The sequence below is a fragment of the Streptomyces sp. NPDC001068 genome (assembly GCF_042897315.1).
In the GTDB taxonomy this organism is placed as follows: Bacteria; Actinomycetota; Actinomycetes; order Streptomycetales; family Streptomycetaceae; genus Streptomyces.
In genome coordinates, this window is the sequence record NZ_JBIAYD010000009.1 from 37,857 (window position 1) to 62,130 (window position 24,274).

The following is a 24,274-nucleotide window of genomic DNA, read 5'->3' on the forward strand; positions in this document are numbered from 1 at the left end:
TCTGCCCGATCGTCCCGGAGCCGTCGGCGCCGGGACGATCGGGCAGAACTCCGGTTCAGCGGTCGCAGTCGAGTCCGGCGAGGTCGACGGAGTCGGCCATGGCCTGCATCCCCTTGTCGTTGGGGTGGATGTGGTCGCCGCCGTCCAGGAACGGCAGCATCCGTGCCTGGTCGTAGGGGCTGCGCAGGATCCGGTCGAAGTCGGCGGTCCCGTCGAACTCCCCGCTGGTGCGGATGAAGTGGTTGACCTCCTGGCGGACGGCCTCGCCCGCGGCGTCCCACTCCGGCCACCCCTCGAAGGGCCCGACGGTCGAGGCGACCACGCACTTGCCCGCCGCGTGCGCCCGCCGGGCGATCTCGCGGTAACCGGCGATCAGGTCGGCCGCGGTGACCCCGGTGTGCGCCTTGATGTCGTTGACCCCCTCGAAGAGGAAGACGGTGCGCAGTCCCGGCTGGCTCAGCACGTCACGGTCCAGCCGGCGCAGGGCGGCCTGCCCGGCACCGTCCGCGAGCACCTGGTTGCCCGAGATGCCCTCGTCGGCGACGCCCTTGATCCCGGTGTCCGCCTTCTGCAGACGGCGGGCGAGGTAGTCGGGCCAGCGGCGGTCGAGGTCGGTGGTGGACGCCCAGCCGTCGGTGATGGAGTCGCCGAGCGCCACCACGGCTCCGGTGGCCGCGTCCGGCGGCCGTACGGAGACCGAGTCCAGGTACCACCACGAGCCGGTGGTGCCCGTCCAGCCGGTGGCGCTCTCCTCGGCGGTGTGGTCGCCCTGGGCGACGTAGGAGGTCTGCATGGCCATCCCGTGCCCGGTGGCCGGGCCGGCCGCGTCCGGGCTGTGCAGGCTGACCACCAGGTCGCTGCCGGCGGGCAGGGTGCCGGGCAGCGGGTCGCTCCAGGCGGTGTCGCCGGCCGGCACGGTGACCGTGCGGGCGCCGTCGAAGGTGAGCCGCCTGTTGCTGCCCGGCCGCAGGGCCGCGCCCTGGCTCCGCAGGCCGGCGTAGACGCTGTCCAGGGTCAGCGGCCGGTCGCCGAAGGCATTGGACAGCCGCACCCGCAGGCCGCTGCCGGCGGCACTGGTGTGCACCACCAGCCGGTAGGCACGGTCGGCGACACCGTCCCCCAGCCGGTCGGCGGCGGCCCCCCAGGTGACGACGTCGTGCCGGGCGGGCGCCGCGTGGGCGGGTCCGGTCTGGCAGGCGACCGTCGCCAGCAGGACCGCGGCGACGCCGGTGAGGCGTGCGAACCGTCCGGTCACCTCGCGAAGTCCTTCAGCGTGACGGACGCGCCGGGCTTCAGCGTGATCGTCCGGGTCTTCCCGCCGTACGCGACCGTCGTCGTGCGGCCGCCCACGCTGCGGATCCGGGCCTCGGTGGGCCTGCCGTCGCGCCAGCTCAGGTCGACGACGAAGCCGCCGCGCGCACCGGCGCCGGTGATCCGGCCGGAGGCGGCCCAGGCGTCGGGCAGGGCGGGCAGCAGTTCCAGGTGACCGGGGCGCGAGTACAGCAGCATCTCCGCGATCGCGGCCGGCGTGCCGAAGTTGGCCTCGATCTGGAAGATGCCCCGGCCCTGCTCGACCTCGTAGATGTCGAAGAGGTTGGGCGAGGTGCCGTTGCTGCCGTTGCTGGAGGGGCGGAGGTTCGTGACGACGAGCTGGTAGGCCTTGTCGGCGTCCTTGAGCCGTGCCCAGCACAGCGAGCGCCAGGCGTTGGCCCAGCCGAAGCTGTCCATGCCACGCGCGGTCAGCAGGGCGGTCGCGCCCTTGACGATGTCGGCGGGTGTGGAGCCGTCGGGGCGGATGCGGTCGCCGGGGAAGAGGTTGATCAGCGGCGAGAGGTGGCGGTGGGTGGTCTCGCCGAGGTTGTCCGGGGACATCCACTCCTCCAGCCAGCCGGTCTTCGGGCTCACCACCGGCAGGTAGAGACGGTCGCGGAGCCTGCCGATGGTACCCGCGTATCCAGCATCCCTCTTGAGGACGGCGGCCGCAGCGCGGAAGTTGCCGAACAACGTCCACACCTGTTCCTGGGAATAGGTGTTCCCCTTGCCGTCCTGCGGGCCGTGCTCCGGCGACCAGTCGCTGTCGTCGATCAGCACCTGCCTCCCGTCGTCCAGGGTGGTGGTGATCAGCCGCGCCTCCCAGAACTCGCAGGCGCCCTTGAGCAGCGGGTAGATCTTCTCCAGGTGGGAGCGGGAGAGCGTGAACTCGTAGTGCTCGAAGAGGCTGTTGCACAGCCAGGCGTTGCCCGCCGGGTGCCACCACCAGCCGAGGCCGCCGTAGGGGTTGGTGGAGAAGGCCACGGTCCAGCCGGCCACCTTGCCGGTGGAGTTGCGGTAGCGGTTGCGGGGGTCCTGGTACAGCCGCCGGGTGAGGTCGCTCCAGGACGAGAGCTGGTCGACGCAGTAGTCGGTGAAGGCGTCGAAGCACTGGGACAGGCCGAGGCGGTCGGACATCCAGTAGTTCATCTGGATGTTGATGTCGGTGTGGTAGTCGCCCATCCAGTCCGGGTCGTTGCCGTCCAGCCAGACGCTCTGCAGCCCCATCGGCAGGCCGTCCCGGGACCCGGCGATCATCAGGTACCGGCCGAACTGAGCGTAGGCGGCCTCCAGTTCCGGGTCGGGGTCGCCGGTGTCGGTGCGGGCCTGGATGCGCTCCCAGGTGTCCAGCTCGCGCTGCTCCGCGCTCGAGGTGCCGAGGGTGAGGTCGAACTGTCCGAACAGCGAACGGTGGTCGGCCGCGTGGGTGCGCAGCAGCGCGTCGGCCGAGTGCCGGGCGGCGGCCTTGACCTTGGCGGCGGCGAGTGCGCGTGGGTCGAGCGAACGGTCGCGGAAGCCGGTGCTCGCGTCGGGCGCGTAGTTCGTGCCGCCGCTGAGGACGACGGTCAGCTCACGGCAGTCGGCGAAGTCGATGCGCGAGCCGTTCACCCGCACCCGGCCGCCGACGCCGTGGGCGTCGAGGGCGGCGGCGTACCTGAGCCCGTTGGCGAAGGCGCCGGCGAACGACTCGGCGGTGCCGCCGGTCTCCCCGTGGGTGCCTTCGAGGGTGATGCTGCCGGTGTAGCGGCCGCCGCCGTCCTGGCCGAAGTGCACGACGATCACGTCGTCGGGGCGGCTGGCGAACACCTGCCGCCGGTAGGTCACGCCGGAGCGGACGTAGGAGGCCGAGACCACGCCGTTGTCGAGGTCGAGTTCACGGCGGTAGCCGAAGACGCTGCCCAGGTCGTGGTCGGGGATCTCCACGGTGAGCCTGGCGAGCAGGGTCAGCGAACCGAAGTCGGCGCGGCCGTAGGGGAACTGGCCGTCGGAGTCGAGGGTGTCGTTGAGGCCGCCGGTCCACAGGGTGGCGTCGGTGATCAGGAGGAGCTCACGGCCGGAGTCGTTGCTCGCGAGCGCGCCGAGCCGGCCGTTGCCGACGGGCAGGCCCTGCTCGATCATCGACCCGTCTCCTGCGGGCGCCTGCCACCAGAGCCGGTGGCGGGCGGCGGCGAGCGGCGCGGCGGACCGCTGCGGGGCGGCGGAGGCGGTGAAGGCGGGAAGTCCGGCGAGGGCGCCCGTGGCGGCGGCGAGGGCGAGGAAGCCACGCCTGCTGGGGTGGTTGTCCATGGGGTTCCAATCCAACGTCCGTGAGGGGGGCACTCCGCCGGGGGCGCGGGGGGCACCCCCGGCCGAAGGCTGGGGGAGGAACTGCGCGACCGGCCCCCACCGGCCCGCAGTTCCCCGAACAACGCTGAGCGAACCGACTACCGAGGCGACTTGGGAACGTCGATCCGGTCGACGTCCGGCGCGTACCCGGACCCGCTGTCGAAGCTGATCGTGTTGGCCCCGGCCTTCAGGGTCACCGGGACGCTCACCGTCGAAACCGTCCCCCAGTCCCCGGTCGACGGGAACTTGTGGCTGGTGCCGGCCCCGGAGCCGGCCGCGACGACGGCCGACCGGGAGTCGCCGCTGACGTAGGCGACCTTCACCAGGTAGGTGCCCGCCTTGGCGACGACCACGTCGTTGAAGGTGAGCTTGCCGCCCTGGTACAGGTTGCCGACCTTCTTCTGCCCGGAGCAGGCGTCGCAGCCGGCTACGGAGGCGTTGCCGCTCAGCGTGTTGCCGCTCGCCTCGGCCTCGTACCCGGTGAAGGCGAGCGCGCCGCCCTTCGGGGTCACGGTGAACAGCCGCGAGCCGTGCGCGGGCAGCGCCTCGGTGATCTTGCTGGTGTAGGAGCCGAGGTCCTCGCGGTTCCACACGTCCCGCACCGACGCCTTGCCGGTGAAGCCGAGCGACGTCCAGTCGGCGGTGACCGCCGCGGGCGAGTCCGCGAGGTTGAAGAGGGCCACCGTGTAGGTGCCGTCGGCGTTCTTCGCGGCCCAGACCTGCTGCGGGTCGGACGGGGTGACGGGCCGGGCCGGCGGGTTCGTGCTCTGGTCGATCGCGATGACGTCGCGGTTGGTCAGCAGCGAGACGCCGTAGTCGTCGAGCTTGGTGAGGTCGTCACCGGTGAACAGCGGGGACTTGGCGATGGCCCACAGCGTGGCGTAGCTCTGCCGCTCGGCCTTGGTGAGGCCGTCCATCGCGCCGTTGCCGACGTCGAGGGAGTCGAGGTCGTTCCAGCCGCCGGGGCCCGCCTTGCCGGTCCAGGCCGGGGTGTCGTCCCAGCGGTCGTCGACCGAGTTCTCCCAGCTGACCAGGGTGTTGCAGTAGCACTCGACGTCGGTGTCGATGCGCCAGCCGTTGGTGTACTTCTGCCAGTCGGCGGCGTGCCCGTAGTCCAGGGACCAGGAGGCCTCCAGGTGGATCGGGCGTCCGGTGGCGGCGATCGCCTGGTGCCAGGCGGCCACGTCGGCGACGTTGTCGTACTGGTCGCCGCTCTTGCCGGAGCCGGGGCCGACGCCGTCGAGCTTGAGGAAGTCATAGCCCCAGCCGGCGATCAACTGGGCCTGGGAGTCTATGTACTTCTGCGCGCACGGCTTACCGAAGTCGATCTTGTACGAGCTGTCCCAGCCGTTGGTGGTGCGCAGGTCGTCGTAGACGATGTCGGCGGTGGTGCAGCCCGCGGCGTTCCAGATCGGCGTCTTGCCGTCGCCGTAGGCGCCCTTCTCCAGGCCGGCCGGGAGGTAGATGCCGGCCTTGAGGCCCTTGGCGTGGATGTGGTCGGCGACGGCCTTCATCCCGCTGGGGAAGCGGGCCGCGTCGGCCTTCTGGCGGCCGTACTGGTCGTACCCCTGCTTCCAGTTCCAGTCCATCCACCAGCCGGCGTCGATGTTGACGTGGTCGTAGCCGTACTTCTTGAGCTTGCCCGCCAGGGCGTCGGTCTGCTTGAGGACGTTCGCCTCGGTGAGGTAGCTGTAGTCGCCCTTGTCGTTCAGACCCGGGTACTTGGACGACTGCATGCTCCAACTCGACCAGCCCATGTAGGGCTTGGCGGCGATCGGGGCGGTGGCGCCGTCGGGTGTCTGGGCCTGGGCGGCCGGCACGGCGGCCGCGAAGGCCGTGGTGAGTGCCAGCACCAGGACTGCTCTCAGCCCGCGTGCGGGCAGGACGGAGTACGAAGGTGACCGCATGGGCCCTCCTGGGGTCGGGGTCTCGGGCGGCTCAGCCCTTGCCCGCTGGGGTGGGAGAAGAGGTGATGAAGGACTGGATCGCGGTGGCCGCGGCCCCGCGCGCCCACTCCTCGAAGGGGAGCGGGCGGGTCTGTACGTCGCACTGCGCGGCGGAGCCGAAGGCGGCCGCGGCGAACGAGTCGAGGATCTGCTCGGCGAACAGGTCGTAGGCGGAGAGCCCCTCGCCGGAGATGATCACCCTTTCGGGTCCGAAGAGGTTGGCCACGGTGGCGATGCCCCGGCCGATCGCCTCGCCCGCCCTCGCGTACACCTCCCGCGCTCCGGGCACGCCCTCGTGGGCCAGTGCCACCGCGGCGGCGGAGTCGGTCACCTGACGGCCGGTCACCTCGCGCATACGGCCGACGATCGCCGCGTCCCCGGCGATCGCCTCCACGCAGCCCCGGTTGCCGCAGTGGCAGCGGGGGCCGGCCGGGTCGATGGCCACATGGCCGATCTCCCCCGCCACGCCGTGCGCGCCGGCGACCAGCCGGCCGTGGATCACCAGTCCGCAGCCGATCCCGGCGCCGACGGTGACCACGGCGAAGTCGGAGAGCCCGACGCCGGCGCCGAACCACTGCTCGGCGACGGTCAGCGCGCGTACGTCGTTGTCGACGACGACCGGCAACCCGGTCGTCATGGCGGCGAGTTCGGCGAGCGGGACGTCCCGCCAGTCGAGGAAGGGCGAGTAGCGCACGGCCCCTTGGGCGCGGTCCACGTCGCCGGATACGGCGATGCCGAGCCCGAGCACGGGGGCGCCGAAGTCCTCGGCCTCGGTGCGCAGTTCGTGGGTGAGCTCGGCGACGGAGGTCAGGACGGCCCTGGCGGCGCGGTCGGTGACCGGCTGCCGGCGGGCCAGCCGGATCCGGCAGCACAGGTCGGTGAGGACGGCGATGACCTCGTCACCGGTCACCTTCACCCCGATGAACAGCGCCCGACCGCCGTCGACCCGCACCAGGTTGGCGGGGCGGCCCAGGGTCGGCCGGGCCTCGCCGTCGGCGTCCTCCGCGAGATATCCGGCCGCCAGCAGCGGCCGGACGGCCTTGGTCACGGCCGCCGCCGACAGGCCGGCCCGGCGGGCCGCCTCGAGCCGGGTGAGCGGGCCGTGGGACAGGACCGTGGTGAAGATCTGCGAGGCGGCCGGCGTGTGGGCCGGGAACGTCTCGGCACGGGAGGTGGAGCGCATGGCCGGGAACTTAGGTGGCTTATTTTCCGCTGTCAATAAAAGAAACAGGAATCACCTGAAGGTTGACTGTGAGGCCACCGTGGCCTTCAAATGGCGGGTGACATGGGGACGTTGACCCACGTTCCACCGGTGGGACCAACCCCGTTCCCCCTGGTGGGGCCGATCCGGGCGCCCGGCCCCCCGGCGGGGCACCCGGATCGGCGGTCCTGCCTGCCCGTCAGTGGCGGGCGGCCGGCGTGCCGGCCTCGGTCACGTTGACCGCGGCCCAGGCCTGGTCGACCGTGCGGTACTCGACGCCACTCGCGCCGTACAGGTCCTTGGCGGCCTTCAGCGTCGCGGTCCGCGCGTCGTGGAAGTCGGTCGAGGAGACCATGTACCGGGTCAGGGCGCGGTAGAAGATCGCCGTGGCCTTGGTGCGGCCGATGCCCTTGACCGTGGAGCCGTCGTAGGTCGGCGAGTCGTAGGTGGTGGCGCCGATCTTCTTGCGGCCGCTGCCCTCGGCCAGCAGGTAGTACGCGTGCGAGGAGACACCGGAGCCCGCGTGCACCTCGGCGTCCGCCACCTCGGGCGACCAGTAGTCGACGGTGCCTTCGAGGCGGTCGAGCGAGGGGTGGTCGAGACGGCGCAGGAACTTCTGCGCCAGGCCGAGCTTCTCGCCGAGCAGGTAGTTCGGCGGGTTCTTCGGGTTGTTCGCGGAGAACTCCACGTTCGAGCCGAAGATGTCGGCCAGCGACTCGTTCAGGGCGCCCGGCTCGCCGTACTGGTTGCCGTCGTCGTCGACGCGGGTCGGTTCGAGCTTCGCGGTCGCGTCCACCACGCCGTGGGTCAGTTCGTGGCCGGTGACGTCGAGGACGACCAGCGGCTTCCTGATCTCCTGGCCGTCACCGTCGCCGTACAGCATGCAGCCGCAGTCGGAGTCCCAGAAGGCGTTGCCGACCTTCTTGCCCCAGTGGACCATGGCGCGGGCGGGCTTGGAGTTGTCGGCTATGCCCTTGCGGCCGAAGGTCTTCTTGTAGAAGTCCAGGGTCTTGGCGATGCCGTACTGCGCGTCGGCGGCGGCGCTGCCCCGGCTGCTGGTGGCGCCGTTGCCCCACGTGTCGGTGGTGCTGGTGAACTTGGCGCCCTGGGCGAAGCTCTCGGTCTCCCTGCCCTTGGCGTCCCGGGTCTCGGTGCCGTACCGGGTCGGGTCCTTGAGCAGGAAGCTCTTGCGGGCGGTCTGCGTGGTGGTGAGCGGGACCTTGCCGACGAAGAGCGACCTGCCGGAGCCGTGCGCGGTCGCCGGGTAGTGGGCGGCGGCGGAGACGGAGGTACCGGCGAAGGCCCGGGCGGCGATGCCCGTGGCCGGGTCGAGGCTCTCGCCGCGCCGGTGCAGGGCCTCCAGCACCTTGGGCGACAGGAACTCGTCGTTGTCCGGCGTGCTGCTGCGCACGGTTCCGGTCACGGCGTCGACGACGACCGTCCGGGAGCCGTCCGCTGCGTCGACCACCACCTGGTAGGCGAGGACGGGGGCGCCTCGGCGGGCGTCGACCACGAGTGCGGCGGTGCCGGCGTCGCCGTCGGCGGCCGAGGCGGCCCTGTCCTCGGCCTGGCGGGCCGTCAGCCTCGCCTCGGTGGTGGCGGGCCGGACGGCGTGGTCGGCGGCCCGGGTGACGCCGGTGTAGTCGAGCCGGCGGGAGAGGTGGAGGACGAGGTCGCCGCCGAGCACCGGCATGCCCCGGTGGGTGCGGACGAAACGGACGTGCCGGGCCCCCTCGGGGTCGATCATCACGTCCTGGGCGTGGAGTTCGTCGCCCGTGCCGACACCGGTCGCCGAGGAGTGGGCGAAGGCCGCGGTCCGGGCGGCGTTCACCACCTGCGCGGCCGTGGTGCCGGCCTGCTGCCGCACCCCCGTGGCGGGACCGGCGAAGGCTGTACCGGTCAGGCCCGTGGCGGCCGTGGTCACCGCGACGGCGACCGCCACGCTGCGTATGTGCGCGCTACGCACTGGTCAGGGTTCCTTACGTTCGAAGGCGGCCGGGATCCCTCACCGACCGCCTTGCGGCACGGCGCCGTCGAGGCGCCAAGGGGGCTGGTCGGGCCCCCGCCGCAACCCTTACGGACGAGTCATGTCCATGTAAAGCGCAATTCATCGCTTTTCTAGCGGTTCGCGGCAAGACTTTGCGAATTCGCACCGCGTGGTGATCGCAAAGTCACCAACTGTGCATCGACTGTGGAGATGTGACGGGATGCGAGAAGGTTCCCCGAACCGAATGTGAGCCATCTCGCATCGAAGACAGACAGAGAGGAGCAGGGTCCGGATGGTCTCGGCAAAGGTGAGCACGAGCGCGGTGCTCGGAGCGGTGGCGCTGTCGCTGCTGGCGGTACCGGCCCACGCGGCACCCACGAAGGCGGGAGCGGGGCCCCGGCCGGCCGCCGCCCTGCCGGCGCCCGACACCGCGGGCATGGCCGCGGTGCTCAACTCGGTGGTGGCGAAGGGGGCGCCCGGCGCGATGGCGCGGATCGACGACGGCGCGACGGTCCACAAGACGACGCGGGGCGTCGCCGACCGGTCCACCCGGCGTGTCATCACCACGGGCGACCGGTTCCGGGTCGGCAGCGTCACCAAGACGTTCTCGGCGGTCGTCCTCCTGCAACTGGTGGACGAGGGCAGGCTGGCCCTGGACGCGCCGGTCAACCGCTACCTGCCGGGGCTGCTGCCCGACGACCGCATCACCGTCCGGCACGTGCTCGGCCACCGCAGCGGCCTGTACGACTACACCAACGACATGTTCGCCCACAGCGTCCCGGGCTTCGAGTCGGTCCGGAACAAGGTCTTCACCTACCGCCGACTGGTGAACCTCGCCCTGGAGAAGCCGCTCACCAACGCGCCGGGCGCCGCCTACTCCTACTCCAACACCAACTTCGTGGTCGCCGGGATGCTGATCGAGAAGCTCACCGGGCACAGCGTGGCGACCGAGTACGAGAACCGTGTCTTCAAGCCGCTGGGGCTGCGCGACACCTTCTACGTCCACCCCGACGCGAAGATCCCCGGGCAGCACGCCAAGGGCTACCTCAGCGCGGACGAGGCGGGTGCGCAGGCGGTCGACGCGACGGACCAGACGGTGTCCTGGGCGCAGAGCGCGGGCGCGATCATCTCCACCGCCCGGGACCTCGACACCTTCTACTCGGCGCTGGTCCGGGGCGATCTGATGTCGGCCGCCCGGCTCGCCGACATGGGACGCTTCACCCGGGTCAACGCCACGACCTCCTACGGCCTCGGGCTGCGCCGCCGGGACCTGTCGTGCGGGATCTCGGTGTACGGCCACACGGGCGCCGTGCAGGGCTACTACACCTACGCGTTCACCTCGAAGGACGGCAGGCGCAGCCTGACCGCGATGGCCAACACCTCCAACAACTCGGCCGTGCTCAACACGCTGGCGCAGTCGCTGGAGGCGGCGTTCTGCGGCAAGCAGGCGGCGAAGTCCGGGCGGGCCGGCGCACCGGTCGAACGGGAGGACATCGCCCCGTCCGCCCCGCGCGAGCAGTAACGCCCCCCGAGGAAGCGGTGGCACCGGCCCACGGGCGGGTGCCACCGCAACGGCGACCCCACCGGGACACGCACCGGCCGAGAATGCCGGCCGCGCGACCACGCGGCGCGCGGACACCGGCCGCGACCGCGCCCCTCCCCGGCGCGGAAAGACCGGCGGTTCCCCGGGCGGCGCCCACCCCGGCACGCGCCGCCGGAACACGGTCGGCGCGACAGTCGCGTTCGACGCGAGGACCACCGCGACCGCCGAACCCCGCACGAGGACCAACCGCCGAACCCCGCACGACGGCCACCGCACCCGCCGAACCCCGCACAAAAACCACCCCAACCGCCCCCCGCACGAGGACCACCGCGACCGCCGAACCCCACCCGAGGACCACCGCAACCGCCGTGACGACGACCGCTGTGCCGCTCCCGGACGCGGCGGCGACCACGGCGCTCGCTTTCCGGCGCGGGGCCTCCCCGCAGGGGAACCTCGCGGTCGGGCCGGACGTTCTACCGGCGGATTCCCCACCGGGCGCGACGTTCGGCCCCTGACCTCGCAGAGGCGGCGCGATGAGCGAGCTGGTGCCCGGGGGCAATCTGCCGCTGCCGGACGGCCCGCTGACTCTGCGGGTGCCCGGCCCGTTCGACGTCTGCGCGCTGATCACCGGCGAGAGCGGCAAGGTCGTCGGCGACGGCGACTTCGTCTTCTACAACCAGCCGGACGCGCCCGGTGTCCGGCTGCGCGGCGACACCCTGACCGTCGAGCCGGCCCGGCTGCGGACCGGCGCCCAGCGCGTGACCCTCGCCGTCACCGGTGACGAGCCCGGCACCCCGCTCGGCCGCCTGCCCGCCTCCACGCTGCACGTCACCGACCGCCTCGGCCGTACGGTGGCCCGGTTCGCGCCGCCGCGCCCGCAGACCGAGACCCTGCTGCTGCTCGCCGAGATATACCGCCGGGGCACCGGCTGGAAGCTGCGCGCGGTCGGACAGGGATACGCCGACGGACTGGCGGGACTGGCCCGGGACTTCGGGGTCGACGTCCTCGAGGACCGGCGGCCGGCCCCGGCGCCGCGCCCCACGATCCCCACCCAGCGCACCGCCGCCGCCCCGCCCCGGCCGTCGGCGGCCGCCCTTCCGGACCCGGACGGCCTGCTGGGCCTGGTCAACTCCGCCCGCGCCGTGGCCGGCCGGCCTCCGGTGGCGCCGGACGCCCGGCTCGCCTCCGCCGCCCTCGCCCATGCCACCGCGATGGCCGGCGCCGGCCACCTGGCCACCGAGGGAGCCGACGGGGTCTCGCTCCACCAGCGGGTCGGCCGGACCGGATTCGCGTACGTCACGGTCGGCGAACATCTCGTCTCCGGCCCGCGTACCCCGGCCGAGTTCGTCGAGTACTGCCTGCGTGCCGAGGACGCCCGGCGCACCCTGCTCGACCCGGCGTTCACCCACGCCGGACTCGCGTACGTCCGCGGGCCGCGGGACGGGGACACCTACTGGACCGCGCTGTGGGCCAGACCCCTCACCCCGGCCGAGCTGACCCGCACCCGGTCCGAGGTAGTCGACCTCACCAACCGGGAGCGTGTCCGGGCGGGGCTGCGGCCGCTCGCGGTGGACCGGCACCTGGCCACGGCCGCACAGGCGTACAGCACGGACATGGCGACCCGGGACTTCTACTCGCACACCTCCCCCGAGGGCACCCAGCCCTGGGACCGGGCCGCCGCCGCGGGCTCCCGGCGGCGCGGCATCGGCGAGAACATCGCCTGCGGGCAGCGCTCGGCCGCCGAGGTGGTGGACGGCTGGATGAACAGCCCCGGCCACCGGGCGAACATCCTCAAGCCGGACTTCACCCACATCGGCACCGGCTTCGCGGGCGGCGGCCGGGCGGGCACGTACTGGACCCAGCTCTTCGGTGCCTGAACCGACACGTTCCGTGATCTTGGCGGAACGGGTTCGTCCGGGACACCATGCCGGGCATGAAGGGTGATCTCTTTTCCAGTCAGCACATGGTGGAGCCGGCCGTCGAGCCGGGCATGACGACCGAGAACGCGAAGTGCGTCCGGTACGTCGTGAACGGCGAGATGTACGCCCGCCAGGGCGCGATGATCGCGCACCGCGGCAACCTGAAGTTCGAGCGCAAGGGCCAGGGCGTGGGCGGCATGCTCAAACGCGCGGTCACCGGTGAGGGGCTGCCCCTGATGTCCGTGCAGGGCCAGGGCGAGGCCTGGTTCGCGCACGAGGCGCAGAACTGCTTCATCGTCACCGTCGAGCCCGGTGACCAGTTCACCGTCAACGGCCGCAACGTCCTGTGTTTCGACGCCTCGCTGTCGTACGAGATCAAGACCGTGAAGGGGTCCGGCATCGCCGGTGGCGGTCTGTTCAACAGCGTGTTCACCGGGCAGGGCCGGCTGGGACTGATCTGCGAGGGCAACCCGCTGGTCATCCCCGTCTCGCCGCAGGCGCCGGTGTACGTCGACACGGACGCGGTGGTGGGGTGGACGGCCCGGCTCCAGACCTCGCTGCACCGCTCGCAGTCCATAGGGTCGATGCTGCGCGGCGGTTCGGGCGAGGCGGTCCAGCTGATGCTCCAGGGCGAGGGGTACGTCGTGGTCCGGCCGAGCGAGGCGACCCCGCAGAAGGCCCAGCAGCACTGACGGCCGCGTGCGGTGATCCGCGCCACGCGCGCAACCCCGTCGGACATGCCCGCGTCTTGATTCACAACAGTGAAGCCCTGGCCCCCGCGGCCAGGGCCCATTTCGGGCGCACTATGCACACGATGTATACACATCGCGTATACACGACATGTATACGTGAAGTGCGCAGTGCCCACGTCTGGAGAGGCACGCATGTACGGCAAGGCATTCGCCCCGGAGTACCAGGGCACGCTGACCTCCCTGTCCGTGAACTCCTCGCTGGTCGACGTACTGGCCGAGGGCACCGAGCGGCTCCGGGAGGCCGAGCGGTCGGGGCGCCGCGACGAGGAGGCGCGCTGCCAGCTCGCCGTCGCCGAGGCGCACCGCAGGCTGGGCCGGGTGGGGGACGCCGACCGGGCCTGGAAGGCGAGTTACCGTGCGGCCCGCGCGGCCGGAGACACCGCCGCACGGGCGTGGGCGCTGTGGAGCGGCGGCACCCTGGCCCGGCAGCGTGGGGCGTTCCCGCTGGCCCGGCGCCTGCTGGCGCTGGCCGCCGACCTCGGCGAGCAGGGCGGCGACGTCGTCGTGCGCGGCTACTCGCTCGCGGGGCTCGCCGAGACCGGCCGGATCCAGGGCGACTACGCGGCCGTCGCGCGACTGCACGAACAGCTCCTCGCCGAGGCGCGTCGGCGAGGCGAGGCCCGGCACACGGTGTGGGCGCTGGAGGGCATCGCGCAGATCCACCGCAACACCGGTTCGTACGACACCGCGTACGCCCTGTTCGAGGAGGCGTCGGAGATCGCGGCCCGGGCCGAGGACCGGCGGGGGCACGCCTGGGCACTGCGCGGGCTCGCGGACATCGTCTCGGTGCGCGACGGCGACACCGGCCGGGCGCTGGAGCTGCTGTCGGAGGCGGAAGCGGCCTGCCGGGCGATGAACCTGTCGAGTGCGCTCGCGTACAACCACAAGATGCGCGGCAACGTCCTGTACCGGGCGGGACGTTACGCCGAGGCCAGGGAGCTGTACGAGCTGGCGCTGAGCGAGTTCCGCGCGATGAGCGAGCCGCGCGGCGAGGCACTGGCCCGGCTCGGCCTGGCCAAGTCGCGGGCCCGCCTGGGAAGGCCCCGGGCCGAGACGGCCGCCGAACTGGCGGACCTGGCCGGCGTGCTGGACCGCGCCGGTCTGCGGCACGCCCGGGAGATGGTCACCCGCGCGCAGGAGGAGTTCGGCACCGGGACGGAGTCCACCCGATGACCACGACGACGTCCCTCACCACGTCCACGCCCGAGTCCACGTCCCCCACCACGAGCACGCCGCCGACCGTGTCCACGCCGCTCGCGTCCACGGCCGTCACCGCGCCCGCTCCCCCGCCCGCCCTGGCCCGCTGCCACGCGTTGGTGCGGCCCGCTCTGGAGGCCGCGGTGGGGCGGTTGCATCCGTGGGTCGGGGAGATGGCCGCGTACTCCTTCGGCTGGTGCGAGGTCGGCGGCGCGCCCGCCGGCGGTCCCGGCGGCAAGGGCGTCCGGCAGGCACTCGCGCTGCTCGGCGCGGAGGCGGCAGGCGGGCCCGCCGCCCGCGGGGTCCCGGCGGCCGTGGCCGTCGAACTGGTGCATGCCTTCTCCCTGCTGCACGACGACATCATGGACGGCGACGACCTCAGGCGCCGCCGCCCGGCGGTGTGGCGGGCGTACGGCACCGGCCCCGCGGTGCTCGCGGGCGACGCCCTGTTCGCGCTGGCCGTCGAGACCCTGGCCACCGCTCCCGGCGGACCGGGCGCCGTGCGGCTGCTGTCGGCCGCGCTGACCGACCTGGTGCGCGGACAGGCGGACGACCTGCTGTTCGCCACGCGGCCCTGGACAAGCGTCTCCCCGCGGGAGTACCGGCTGATGGCCGAGCACAAGACGGGTGCGCTGCTCGGGTGCGCCCTGGCGCTGGGGGCCACGCTAGCCGGGGCGCCCGCGGACACGGTGAGCGCGCTGGACCGTGCCGGACGGCAGCTGGGCGTGGCGTTCCAGCTGGCCGACGACGTGCTGGGGATCTGGGGCGACCCGGCCGTCACCGGCAAGCCGGTGCACGGCGACCTGCGGGAGCGGAAGAAGACGTTCCCCGTGCTGGCCGCGCTCGGCTCCCCCGCCGGCCCACGGCTCGCCCGGCTGCTCGACACCCCAGGGCGGACCGGGGAGGCGGCCGCGCTCGTCGAGGAGGCCGGCGGGCGGGCGGCCGCGGTCGCCGAGGCCCGGCGGCACACCGCCCGTGCCGAGGCGCTGCTCGCCGGACTGCCGGCCGAACCTGCCGGGTTGCGCGGCCTGCTGGAGTTCCTGGTCCGTCGCGACCTCTGAACCGTGTTGACCTGCGCGGTGTCCTCGGGCCAGGGTGCGAGGGGCGCGGTCTCCACCCCCGCGCCGGAAGGGTGAACCGCCTTGATCGGCATCTCGGACATCGAAGCCGCGGCCCGGCGCATCGCCGGGCACGTCGTACGCACGCCCACCGTCCCGAGTCCGGGGCTGACGGAGCTGCTCGGCGTCCCCGTGACCCTCAAGCTCGAACTCCTCCAGCGCACCGGCTCGTTCAAGGCACGCGGGGCCACGGCGAAACTGCTGTCGCTGTCCGAGGCCGAGCGGGCGGCCGGTGTGGTGGCCGTCAGCGGCGGCAACCACGGGATCGCCCTCGCGGTGATGGCCGCGGCCCTCGACGTGAAGGCGACCGTGGTCATGCCCCGCACGGCGCCAGCCCGTTCGATCGGGCTGGTGGAGGCGGCGGGGGCGTCGGTGCGGCTGACCGACGGCATGGCCTCGGCGTTCGAGCTGGTGACACGGTTGCGGGACGAGGGGCTGACCCTGGTGCACCCCTTCGACGACCCGGTGGTGATCGCGGCCCAGGGCACGGTGGGCCTGGAGTTCGCCCAGGACGCGGACGAGCTCACCGACGTGCTCGTCAGCATCGGCGGCGGTGGGCTGATCGCCGGGGTCGCGGCGGCGCTGCGCGCCCGGTGGCCGCGGGTACGGGTGTGGGGTGTGGAGACGGAGGGCTCCGAGACCCTGTCCGAGGCGCTCGCGGCGGGCGGTCCGCTGCCGGTCGCCGTGTCGTCGATCGTGACGACGCTCAGCGCGCCGTCCGCGTCCCGGCTGACGTACGACCATGTGGCCGCGCTGGTCGAGGACGTCCTGGTGGTCCCGGACCGGGAGGCCGTACAGGGCTCTCTGCTGCTCGCCGAACACGCCAAGGTGTGGGCCGAGCCCGCCGCCGGCTGTCTGCTGCCCGCCGCCCGGCGGGTACTGGAACGGGTGGGTGACGGCGCCCGGCTCGGCCTGGTGGTGTGCGGCGGCAATGTCACGCACGCCGAGATCGCGGAATGGAGCGACCGCTTCGGACTGCGCTGAACGGCGCACCGCAGCCGGCCCTTTACCGTCGGTTACCCGCAGGTCGTCCCCCGGCCATCGGTCGTCTTCCCCAAGTCCCGGGCCGGGGACACCGTTTGAATAAAAGGGAAGAAGGGCCTCGGAGTTGCAGATTCTTTGAACACACCCGGGCGGGTCCCGCGTACCCCTGGTCAAGACGACGCAGCGGTTCCAGCGAGGGATGACGATGGTCAAGGCGCATGTCACCGCAGAACAGGTGGTCGCCGGCAGGTACCGGCTCCTGGAGGTCGCCGACCGCGAGCCGAACCGCGTCAGCTGGTACGCGCAGGACACGCAGGCCGGCAGGCCCCGCCTGGTGACCCGGATCGAGGTTCCCGACGCCCTCACCCCCGACGTGGTGCGCCGGACCACCTCCCGCATCCTGCGCACCTCCGAGGTCATGGGCGCGCTGCGGCCCGGCCGGGTCGCCATGGCGATCGACGCCTTCGAGGAGGCGGGCGCGCTGTGGACGGTCACGGAGCTGATCGACGGCACACCGCTGAGCGAACTGCTCGGCCGGCAGACCCCGTTCGACTTCGCGCGGGCCGCCCGGATCACCCTCGAGGTGCTCGACGTGCTGGACGGCGCGCACGGTGAGGGCTACACGCACGGCGAACTGAGCCCCGGCCAGGTCTTCGTCCGGGACACGGGCCCGGTCGTGATCACCGGGTTCGGCCTGGCGGGCGCGACCCTGGCCCCCCGGGTCACCGCACCGTCGTACGCCTCCCCGGAGCAGGCCAGGGACGAGCGCCTCGGCCCGGCCGCCGATCTGTGGGCGCTCGGCGCGATCCTCTACACGATGGTCGAGGGGCGGCCGCCGTTCCGGGACCGCGGCCGGGCGGACGCCACGCTGAAGGGCGTGGACCGGCTGCCGCTGCGCACCCCGTTGCGGGCCGGGCCGCTCACGCAGGTCGTCCAGGGACTGCTGCGCAAGAACTCCCGGGAACGGCTCAGCCGTCCGGTGCTCCGGCAGGCGCTGACACGTGTCCTGGACACGGATCCCGACACGGTCGAGCAGCCCGCTCCGGTGCCCCGGCCACGGGCTGCCTACGTGGCGGCGCGGGCCTCGGGTTGGAGCCGGACCACGATGATCGGGGGAACCGCGCTGGCGGTGGTGACCGTGTCGGTCGCGGTGCTCGCCGCCACCCAGGGGATCCCGGGCGTGGGGTCCGCGGCCGGCTCGGCGCCGAGCACCGCCGCGACGGCCGCGGACCCGGGCAACCGCACGGACGGCAACGCCCCCACCGCCCCGCCCTCCCCCGCCTCTTCGGCGCCGGTCTCCTCGCCGTCACCGTCGAGGACGGCGCCGTCTCCCTCCCCGTCGGTCACGGCCGGCGCGCTGCCGGCCGGGTTCCGGCGCCACACCGCCCCGGAGGGCTTCTCCGTGGCACTGCCGACGGGCTGGCGGCGCCTCGGCACCGACCGGGACGACGCCGCCTACCGCGTCACCTTCGGCCCCGGCGGCGACGACCCGCGCACGCTGGCGGTCACCTACAGCACGCAGGCCGGCCCCGACCCGGTCGCGGTCTGGCGCGACGACGTGGAACCGGGGCTGGAACAGCTGGACGGGTACCGGCGGATCGGGCAGATCGAGGCGACCACCTACCAGGGGTACCGGGCGGCGGACATGGAGTGGCTGTCCGGCACGGGCGCCGGCCGGCTGCGCACCTTCGGCCGCGGTTTCCTGCTCGGCGGCGGCCGCAGCTTCTCGCTGCGGGTCACGGCCCCGGCCGACCGCTGGGACGACGCCGACGACACGCTGGCGCTGAAGACGTTCCTGGCCACGTTCCGGGCGTCGGCGGGCTGAGTCCGTGGCTGGTCCCGGTCGTGCGGCAAACCCCGGCCAAAGGGTCGATATAGGCTGCCGGTCGGTACGTACGCAGTTCGGCAGCCTCCAGGAGTGTCCTCCGTGACCCTAGCGATCGACCCGTCCGAGACGTCTGGGACGTCCGGGACGTCCGGCGCGTCTCCGGTCCCCCTGTCCGACCTCGTGGCGCGGGACGCCCGGGAGTTCGGCGCCTATGTGCGCTCCGGGGGCTGGGCGTTCGGGCTGATGGTGGCCCGCAGTGTGCGGCCCGGCGGGCAGGGCGCGGACGGGACGCCGAAGGTGTCGGCGAAGGAGTTCGCCGAACTGGCCGGCTGCTCCCCGGCACGGGTGATGCGCTACTACAAGGCGTGGGACCGGGCCGCCGACGACGGCGTGGTGCCGCACTTCGAGGTCCTCGCCCCGGGCCAGGAGGTCGGACTCCCGGACTCCGACGTCTGGCTGGACTACTACGTCTCCCGTGACGGCGCGGCGTCCGAGCGCGGCACCGCCATCAGCGAGGCCGCCGAGGCGGCGGGCATCCGGCCCACCAAGGCCCTGGAGGTGGCCGAGAACCCGACCGCGTTGCGGGCCGCGATCCTCGCCGACCCCTCCACCGCCCGCGCGGCCCGCTCGGCCCTCCTCGACCGCATCAAGGAGGACCCGGACCTGCAGACGGTGCTGGCCAGGGACGTGGTCCGCACCGCCGACCTGAAGAAGGCCGTCGCCACCGAGAGCCGCTCCGCCGACCGCATCGGATACGTCCGCCAGATCGCCGAGTCGGGGCAGATCAGGACGCCGGCCGGGCAGACCGTCGACGCCCCCGTCGAACTGCGGCAGGAGGCCGAGCGCCATCTCTCGCTCCTGGACGAACTGGACGAGGACGAGGACACCGGCGAGTGGGCGGCCGAGGCCTACGACTCCATGAAGAACCTGGTCGTCGAGACGGTCGAGGCCGACCCGGACCTGCGGGTCCAGGAGAAGCGCACCCGGTTCTACAGCAGCCTGCAGAAGGCCACCAGGGCGTTCGAGGAGCTGACCTTCGACGACGCCCAGGACTTCTACGAGGACGACATGGTGCAGCGCCTGGAGGAACTCCAGCAGGCCATCGGCTCCTGCCTGGACGCGCTGCGGGTCACGAGGAGCGGGGCCACGGTCCGTCCGGAAGGGGATTCCGCCGCGGATTCCGCCCACGATTGAGCGTTTTTCGTGTGAGAGGGGTACTAGAGGACACCAAGCCGATCGTTCCGGAGGCCTCTCGCGTGAACCCCATCGTGCACAGGACCCTGGTGGTGCAGCTCCGCGCCGAGGGGACGGCCCGCTGCCCCGTCCTCGCCCATCTCTCGTACGACCCCGAGGACCCGTTCGCCGTCACCGTGATGTTCACCCTGGACGGCCGGGTGCTCGCCCGATGGCGGCTGGACCGGGAGATGCTCAACGAGGGGCTGAGAGAACCGGTCGGCCACGGTGACGTGCGGCTGCGTCCGGTGCGGCAGGGACGCTGGAGGGAAGTACGCATGGACTTCCTCGGCGACCCCCTTCCGGGTGGCGAGCGGCACCACGCGGTGGTGTTCGCCTGGGCGCCCGCGCTGGCCTCGTTCCTCGGCGACACCTACATGGCGGTGCCGCCCGGGACGGAACAGGTCCGGATGGACGACGTGCTGGCGGAGATCCTCGCCACCGGCTGAGTGCCCGCGGGCCCGGCTGAGTAGGCGTACTCATGCCCGGGCCCGGTCCTCGCGGCCACGATGGGGCTCCCACGACGAGGAGTCCGCCATGACCGCAGTGCACCCCGCCCAGCGCCCCGCTCCGGCACGGCCGCGCCGGATCCCGCCCGCTCTGCTGGCCGGTGCGGTGGTGGCCGGCATGGCGGTGTCGGCGTGGGGCGCCCGGGACCGTACGACCTGGTTCCTGGAGACGGTGTGGGTGCTGGTGGGTCTGCCGCTGGTGGTGCTGACCTGGCGGCGGTTCCCGCTGACGGGTCTGCTGGCCGGGCTGCTCACCGCGCACGCGCTGGTGCTCGCCGTCGGCGGCCACTACACGTACGCCCAGGTGCCGGCGGGCGACTGGGTGCGGGACACCTTCGGTCTGGACCGCAATCCGTACGACCGCTTCGGCCACCTCGTGCAGGGCTTCGTCCCGGCGGTCCTGGTCCGTGAACTGCTCAGCCGTACCTCACCGCTGCGCGGCAGCCGCTGGCTGGCCCCGCTGACGGTGTGCGCCTGCCTCGCGTTCAGCGCCTCCTTCGAACTGCTGGAGTGGCTGGCGGCCGAGGTCGGCGGGCACGGCGCGGACGCCTTCCTCGCCACCCAGGGCGATGTCTGGGACACCCAGTGGGACATGTTCTGCGCGCTGGTCGGGGCGACGGTGTCGGTGCTGCTCCTCGGCCGCCCGCACGACCGGCAGTTGCGCGCGCTGGAGGCGGCTCAGCGGGTGGTGTGACGGCGCCGGGACCACAGCGGCAGGGCGTACCAGCACACCAGGTACCAGACGACGACGCCCACGACCACCCAGGCGATCCGGCTGTCGCCGGTGGCCACCCGCAGGATCAGCACGAGCGCGGAGGTCATGGTGGCCAGCAGCAGGAACAGGCCGACCTGGGTCAGCACGGAGGCCAGCCGTACCGCCTGCGGCTTCACCCTGCGGCCGGAGACCAGCCGGTGCAGGGAGACCGGGCCGATGAGGGCGCCGGTGGCCGCGGCGCCCAGCACGACGGTCACGATGTAGATCGTGTGGTCCGTGCCGGACAGCTCGGCGTACTTCTGCTGGAAGACCACGGTGAGCAGGAAGCCGAAGAGGATCTGTACACCGGTCTGGGTGACGCGCACCTCCTGGATGAGGTCGCCCCACATCCGGTCGGCGCGCTCCTCCTCGCTCTCGTCGCGCCCCTGCCGTACCCGGTCGGTCATGGAGTGCGTGTAACCGTCGTGCCGGTCGTTCAAACGGGCCTTGCCGGGAGCCCCGCCCCATGGTGGCGCCCCCGGCCGGGGGCACTACCAGCGGTTCTCGACCTGGTCCTTGATACGGCGGTCGTACAGGTCGCGGATGGCGGTGACCGTCCGCTCGGGCAGTTCGGTGAGCGCCGCGGCGGCCGCGTTGCCGCGGGCCTGTTCGGCGTTGCGGGCGCCCGGGATCACCGTGGTGACACCCGGCTGCTCGATGATCCAGCGCAGGGCGAGCTGGGCCGGGGTGTACCCGTCGGGGGCGAGTGCCGCGAACTCGGCGGCGGCCTCGACGCCCGTCGCGTAGTCGACGCCGGAGAAGGTCTCGCCCTGGTCGAAGGCCTCGCCGTGCCGGTTGTAGGTGCGGTGGTCGTCGGCCGCGAAGACGGTGTCCTTGGTGTACTTGCCGGACAGCAGACCGGAGGCGAGCGGCACGCGCGCGATGATGCCGACGCCGGCCGCCTGCGCGGCCGGGAGGACCTCGCGCAGCGGCTTCATCCGGAACGGGTTGAGGATGATCTGCACGCTGGCCACGCCCGGGCGGGCGATCGCGGTGAGCGCCTCCGCGCAGGTCTCGACGCTGACGCCGTAGGCGGCGATGCGCTCCTCCTCGACCAGGGTGTCGAGGGCGTCGAACACCTCGTCGGAGGAGTAGACCGGGGTGGGCGGGCAGTGCAGCTGCACCAGGTCCAGGCGGTCCACGCCGAGGTTGCGACGGGAGCGGTCGTTCCACGCGCGGAAGTTGTCCAGGACGTAGTTCTCCGGGATCTGGTCGACCCGGCGGCCCATCTTGGTGGCCACCATCACGTGCAGGTCGGGCCTGCCGCGCAGGAAGGCGGCGATGGTCTGCTCGCTGCGCCCGTCGCCGTACACGTCGGCGGTGTCGAAGAAGGTCACCCCCGACTCGGCCGCGGCCTCCAGGACGGCCAGGGCCTCCTTGTCGTCCACGTCGCCCCAGTCGGCGCCCAGCTGCCAGGTGCCGAGGCCGACGACGGATGCCCACTGCTGCGACCTGCCGATTACACGTTCGTCCATGGCGTCAGTCTGTCACCCGCCGCCGACAACGGTGTCAGGGGTGGGCCCCACTTCGCTCCGGGGCCGCCTCCGACGATCGGCTCAGGGGGTCAGCTGGGCCTGGACGGCGGCGCCGTAGCGGTCGGTCAGGTCGTCGATCGCCGACTCCCGCAGCCGCGTACCGCGGGCGATGCCGTACATCACGCCCAGGCCGATCAGCTGGGCGACGGCGAGTTCCGCGCGCAGCCCGGCGTCCGGGCCGGTGAGCCGGGCGGCGACGCGGTCGACCACCTGGGCGCGGAAGTTGGCGCGCAGCACGTCCCCGCGGTCTCCGTGCAGGGGGGCGAAGACGATCCGCAGCAGCGGGTCGGCGCCCCGGTCGCGCTGGCCCTCCAGGACGTGCCGGACCATGTGCCGGCCGAGGTCGTCGAGGGGCGCGTCCAGCAGGGCGGCCGCGTCGGCGTCGAAGGACATCACGCGGGCGAACAGGCCGTCCTTGTTGCCGAAGTACTTGAGGATCAGCGGCGCGCTGACCCCGGCGCGTTCGGCGACGTCCTTGAGGGTGATGTCGGCGTGCGCGTGGCGGGCCAGGAGGTGCCGGGCGGCCTTGAGGATGGCGGCCCTGGTGGCCTCCGCGTCGCGGCGGCCGGGCGCGGGGGCGGCGTCGGCGCCGTGGTCCGGTCGGGTGTTCACGGCACTCATGCTCCCTCCAGCGCGTCGTCGCGGGCGCCCCGGGTGCCGCCGCGGACGGGCGGGGCCTCCTCCGTGGCCTTGTCGCCGGGTATGGACAGGGCGGCGGCGCCGGCCACGAGCGCGACGACACCGGCCATGGTGAACGACAGCAGGTAGCCGTGCAGCGTGGGTACCTGGGCGCCGCCGACGAGGCTGGTGTGATGGGTGAGGACGGCGGCGACGGCGGCGCTGGAGGCGGCCTGGCCGATGGTGCGCATCAGGACGTTCACGCCGTTGGCGGAGGCGGTCTGGCTCGCCGGGACGGCCCGCAGGATCAGTGTGGGCAGTGCCGAGTAGGCGAGGGTGGTGCCGGTGGCGACGACGGTGGCGCCCAGGATGATCAGCCACAGGTCGCGGCTGTCGGCGACGCGCACCACGTACCCGCAGGCGATGACCCCGGCGCCGAGGGCGAGGGTGATCCGCGGGCCGCGGGAGGCCGAGATCCGGGCGGAGAGCGGGGAGAACAGCAGCATGGTCACGCCGCCGGGGAGCAGGCACAGGCCGGTGGCGACGATGGACAGCCCGAGGCCGTATCCGGTGGCCTTCGGCGCCTGCACCAGCTGCGCGGTGACCAGCGAGTTGGCGTAGAACGCGAACCCGGTGAGCAGGGCCGCGACATGGGACAGGCCGACCCGGGGCCGGGAGACCAGGTGCAGGTCCACCAGGGGCTGTTCGGTCCGCAGCTGCTGCCACCACCACAGGGCGAGGACCAGGACGGCGGCCGCGAACAGCGCGAGCACCCGCGGGCTTCCCCAGCCCCACTGGCCGCCCTGGGAGACGCCGAGCAGCAGGCAGGTCAGCCCGACGGCGAGGCCCAGCGCGCCGAGCACGTCGAACCGGCCGGGCGCGCGCACCGGCGACTCCCGGACCGCCCACCACACGGCACAGACGCCCACCGCGCCCAGGAGGCTGGTCAGCCAGAACATGGTGTGCCAGTCGTAGTACTGCACCACCAGCGCGGCCAGCGGCAGGCCCAGCGCGGCGCCGATGCCGACGGTGGAGCTCATCAGCGCCACCGCCGATCCCCGCCGCTCGGGCGGCAGTTCGTCGCGCAGGATGCTGATCGACAGGGGGACGACCGAGGCGGCGGCGCCCTGGAGGGCGCGGGCGACGATGAGCACGGTGATGTCGGACGACAGGGCGCACATCACGGAGCCCACGGTCATCAGCGCGAGGGCCCCGGTGAGCACCCGGCGCTTGCCGTACATGTCGCCGGCCCGGCCGAGCACCGGGGTGAGGACGGCACCGGCGAGGAGGGTCGCGGTGACCATCCAGGAGACGGCGCCGGCCGATGAGTGGGTGAGCCGGGGCAGGTCCGGCAGGAGGGGGACGACCACCGTCTGCATGACGGCCATCAGGATCCCGCCGAAGGCCAGTACCGGGATGGTCAGCCGCTCCCGCAGCCGGGTCGGTGCGGCGGGCGAGCCCGAGGGGCCGGCTGTCGGGGCGGGGTGGTCCATCGGCGCTCCTGCGTGCGGCAC

General features: G+C 73.0%; 19 protein-coding genes. 10 read left to right on the top strand and 9 right to left on the bottom strand.

Annotated elements, in window-relative coordinates:
• Positions 1-55 precede the first annotated feature (55 nt).
• The 5 genes from ACFY3I_RS24900 to ACFY3I_RS24920 form a co-directional block, all read right to left on the bottom strand.
• A complete protein-coding gene (locus ACFY3I_RS24900; protein ID WP_390862768.1) occupies positions 56-1,255 on the bottom strand; it encodes an SGNH/GDSL hydrolase family protein in 1,200 nt (399 codons plus the stop codon).
• A complete protein-coding gene (locus ACFY3I_RS24905; RefSeq protein ID WP_390862770.1) occupies positions 1,252-3,597 on the bottom strand; it encodes a glycoside hydrolase N-terminal domain-containing protein in 2,346 nt (781 codons plus the stop codon). Before ACFY3I_RS24905 ends, ACFY3I_RS24900 begins: the two co-directional genes overlap by 4 nt.
• A 137-nt stretch (positions 3,598-3,734) precedes the next feature.
• On the bottom strand, positions 3,735-5,543 hold the full coding sequence (locus tag ACFY3I_RS24910; RefSeq protein ID WP_390862772.1) for an alpha-galactosidase D: 1,809 nt from the start codon (positions 5,541-5,543) through the stop codon (positions 3,735-3,737).
• A gap of 31 nt (positions 5,544-5,574) precedes the next feature.
• A complete protein-coding gene (locus tag ACFY3I_RS24915; RefSeq protein WP_390862774.1) occupies positions 5,575-6,765 on the bottom strand; it encodes an ROK family protein in 1,191 nt (396 codons plus the stop codon).
• Positions 6,766-6,982: 217 nt separating this feature from the next.
• Positions 6,983-8,749, bottom strand: coding sequence for a M4 family metallopeptidase (locus ACFY3I_RS24920; protein WP_390862776.1), 1,767 nt, complete (start codon positions 8,747-8,749; stop codon positions 6,983-6,985).
• A 313-nt stretch (positions 8,750-9,062) separates the two neighbouring features.
• Here ACFY3I_RS24920 and ACFY3I_RS24925 point away from each other — a divergent pair, with 313 nt between their 5' ends.
• The 10 genes from ACFY3I_RS24925 (at position 9,063) to ACFY3I_RS24970 (ending at position 20,547) form a co-directional block, all read left to right on the top strand.
• The gene (locus ACFY3I_RS24925; RefSeq protein WP_390862777.1) at positions 9,063-10,292 is read left to right on the top strand and encodes a serine hydrolase domain-containing protein; all 1,230 of its coding nucleotides are present in this window, start codon (positions 9,063-9,065) and stop codon (positions 10,290-10,292) included.
• Between the two features lie 554 nt (positions 10,293-10,846).
• A complete protein-coding gene (locus ACFY3I_RS24930) occupies positions 10,847-12,190 on the top strand; it encodes a CAP domain-containing protein (protein WP_390862779.1) in 1,344 nt (447 codons plus the stop codon).
• 56 nt (positions 12,191-12,246) lie between these two features.
• Complete coding sequence (locus ACFY3I_RS24935; protein ID WP_365287736.1) at positions 12,247-12,924, top strand: AIM24 family protein; 678 nt, start codon at positions 12,247-12,249, stop codon at positions 12,922-12,924.
• A gap of 192 nt (positions 12,925-13,116) precedes the next feature.
• Positions 13,117-14,157 carry a tetratricopeptide repeat protein gene (locus tag ACFY3I_RS24940; RefSeq protein ID WP_390862781.1) on the top strand — a complete coding sequence of 347 codons (1,041 nt, stop codon included), beginning with the start codon at positions 13,117-13,119 and terminating at the stop codon, positions 14,155-14,157.
• Complete coding sequence (locus ACFY3I_RS24945) at positions 14,154-15,242, top strand: polyprenyl synthetase family protein (protein WP_390862783.1); 1,089 nt, start codon at positions 14,154-14,156, stop codon at positions 15,240-15,242. The genes ACFY3I_RS24940 and ACFY3I_RS24945 overlap by 4 nt, the downstream gene beginning before the upstream one ends.
• 81 nt (positions 15,243-15,323) lie before the next feature.
• Entirely contained in the window at positions 15,324-16,283 is a 960-nt protein-coding gene (locus ACFY3I_RS24950) for a threonine/serine dehydratase (protein WP_390862784.1), read from the top strand.
• 199 nt (positions 16,284-16,482) lie between these two features.
• The gene (locus tag ACFY3I_RS24955; RefSeq protein WP_390862786.1) at positions 16,483-18,108 is read left to right on the top strand and encodes a serine/threonine protein kinase; all 1,626 of its coding nucleotides are present in this window, start codon (positions 16,483-16,485) and stop codon (positions 18,106-18,108) included.
• A 102-nt stretch (positions 18,109-18,210) separates the two neighbouring features.
• Positions 18,211-19,305 (top strand): hypothetical protein, encoded by a 1,095-nt coding sequence (locus tag ACFY3I_RS24960; protein WP_390862788.1) that lies wholly within the window; start codon positions 18,211-18,213, stop codon positions 19,303-19,305.
• 62 nt (positions 19,306-19,367) lie between these two features.
• Positions 19,368-19,793 (top strand): SsgA family sporulation/cell division regulator, encoded by a 426-nt coding sequence (locus tag ACFY3I_RS24965; RefSeq protein WP_390862790.1) that lies wholly within the window; start codon positions 19,368-19,370, stop codon positions 19,791-19,793.
• Positions 19,794-19,881: 88 nt separating this feature from the next.
• Complete coding sequence (locus ACFY3I_RS24970; protein ID WP_390862792.1) at positions 19,882-20,547, top strand: DUF2238 domain-containing protein; 666 nt, start codon at positions 19,882-19,884, stop codon at positions 20,545-20,547.
• Here ACFY3I_RS24970 and ACFY3I_RS24975 read toward each other — a convergent pair.
• From ACFY3I_RS24975 to ACFY3I_RS24990, 4 genes are all read right to left on the bottom strand, one after another.
• Entirely contained in the window at positions 20,532-21,014 is a 483-nt protein-coding gene (locus tag ACFY3I_RS24975) for a DUF6328 family protein (RefSeq protein WP_390862794.1), read from the bottom strand. The genes ACFY3I_RS24970 and ACFY3I_RS24975 overlap by 16 nt on opposite strands.
• Before the next feature lie 84 nt (positions 21,015-21,098).
• Positions 21,099-22,082 carry an aldo/keto reductase gene (locus ACFY3I_RS24980; RefSeq protein ID WP_365287718.1) on the bottom strand — a complete coding sequence of 328 codons (984 nt, stop codon included), beginning with the start codon at positions 22,080-22,082 and terminating at the stop codon, positions 21,099-21,101.
• An 81-nt stretch (positions 22,083-22,163) separates the two neighbouring features.
• A complete protein-coding gene (locus ACFY3I_RS24985) occupies positions 22,164-22,763 on the bottom strand; it encodes a TetR family transcriptional regulator (RefSeq protein ID WP_390862796.1) in 600 nt (199 codons plus the stop codon).
• The gene (locus tag ACFY3I_RS24990) at positions 22,760-24,253 is read right to left on the bottom strand and encodes an MFS transporter (protein WP_390862798.1); all 1,494 of its coding nucleotides are present in this window, start codon (positions 24,251-24,253) and stop codon (positions 22,760-22,762) included. Before ACFY3I_RS24990 ends, ACFY3I_RS24985 begins: the two co-directional genes overlap by 4 nt.
• Positions 24,254-24,274 lie beyond the last annotated feature (21 nt).

Bases quoted from the DNA above. Each gene is read 5' to 3' on its own strand.
- ACFY3I_RS24905 (WP_390862770.1), bottom strand. From the start codon at position 3,597: ATGGACAACCACCCCAGCAGGCGTGGCTTCCTCGCCCTCGCCGCCGCC.
- ACFY3I_RS24910 (WP_390862772.1), bottom strand. From the start codon at position 5,543: ATGCGGTCACCTTCGTACTCCGTCCTGCCCGCACGCGGGCTGAGAGCA.
- ACFY3I_RS24915 (WP_390862774.1), bottom strand. From the start codon at position 6,765: ATGCGCTCCACCTCCCGTGCCGAGACGTTCCCGGCCCACACGCCGGCC.
- ACFY3I_RS24925 (WP_390862777.1), top strand. From the start codon at position 9,063: ATGGTCTCGGCAAAGGTGAGCACGAGCGCGGTGCTCGGAGCGGTGGCG.
- ACFY3I_RS24930 (WP_390862779.1), top strand. From the start codon at position 10,847: ATGAGCGAGCTGGTGCCCGGGGGCAATCTGCCGCTGCCGGACGGCCCG.
- ACFY3I_RS24935 (WP_365287736.1), top strand. From the start codon at position 12,247: ATGAAGGGTGATCTCTTTTCCAGTCAGCACATGGTGGAGCCGGCCGTC.
- ACFY3I_RS24940 (WP_390862781.1), top strand. From the start codon at position 13,117: ATGTACGGCAAGGCATTCGCCCCGGAGTACCAGGGCACGCTGACCTCC.
- ACFY3I_RS24945 (WP_390862783.1), top strand. From the start codon at position 14,154: ATGACCACGACGACGTCCCTCACCACGTCCACGCCCGAGTCCACGTCC.
- ACFY3I_RS24955 (WP_390862786.1), top strand. From the start codon at position 16,483: ATGACGATGGTCAAGGCGCATGTCACCGCAGAACAGGTGGTCGCCGGC.
- ACFY3I_RS24970 (WP_390862792.1), top strand. From the start codon at position 19,882: ATGACCGCAGTGCACCCCGCCCAGCGCCCCGCTCCGGCACGGCCGCGC.
- ACFY3I_RS24975 (WP_390862794.1), bottom strand. From the start codon at position 21,014: ATGACCGACCGGGTACGGCAGGGGCGCGACGAGAGCGAGGAGGAGCGC.
- ACFY3I_RS24980 (WP_365287718.1), bottom strand. From the start codon at position 22,082: ATGGACGAACGTGTAATCGGCAGGTCGCAGCAGTGGGCATCCGTCGTC.
- ACFY3I_RS24985 (WP_390862796.1), bottom strand. From the start codon at position 22,763: ATGAGTGCCGTGAACACCCGACCGGACCACGGCGCCGACGCCGCCCCC.
- ACFY3I_RS24990 (WP_390862798.1), bottom strand. From the start codon at position 24,253: ATGGACCACCCCGCCCCGACAGCCGGCCCCTCGGGCTCGCCCGCCGCA.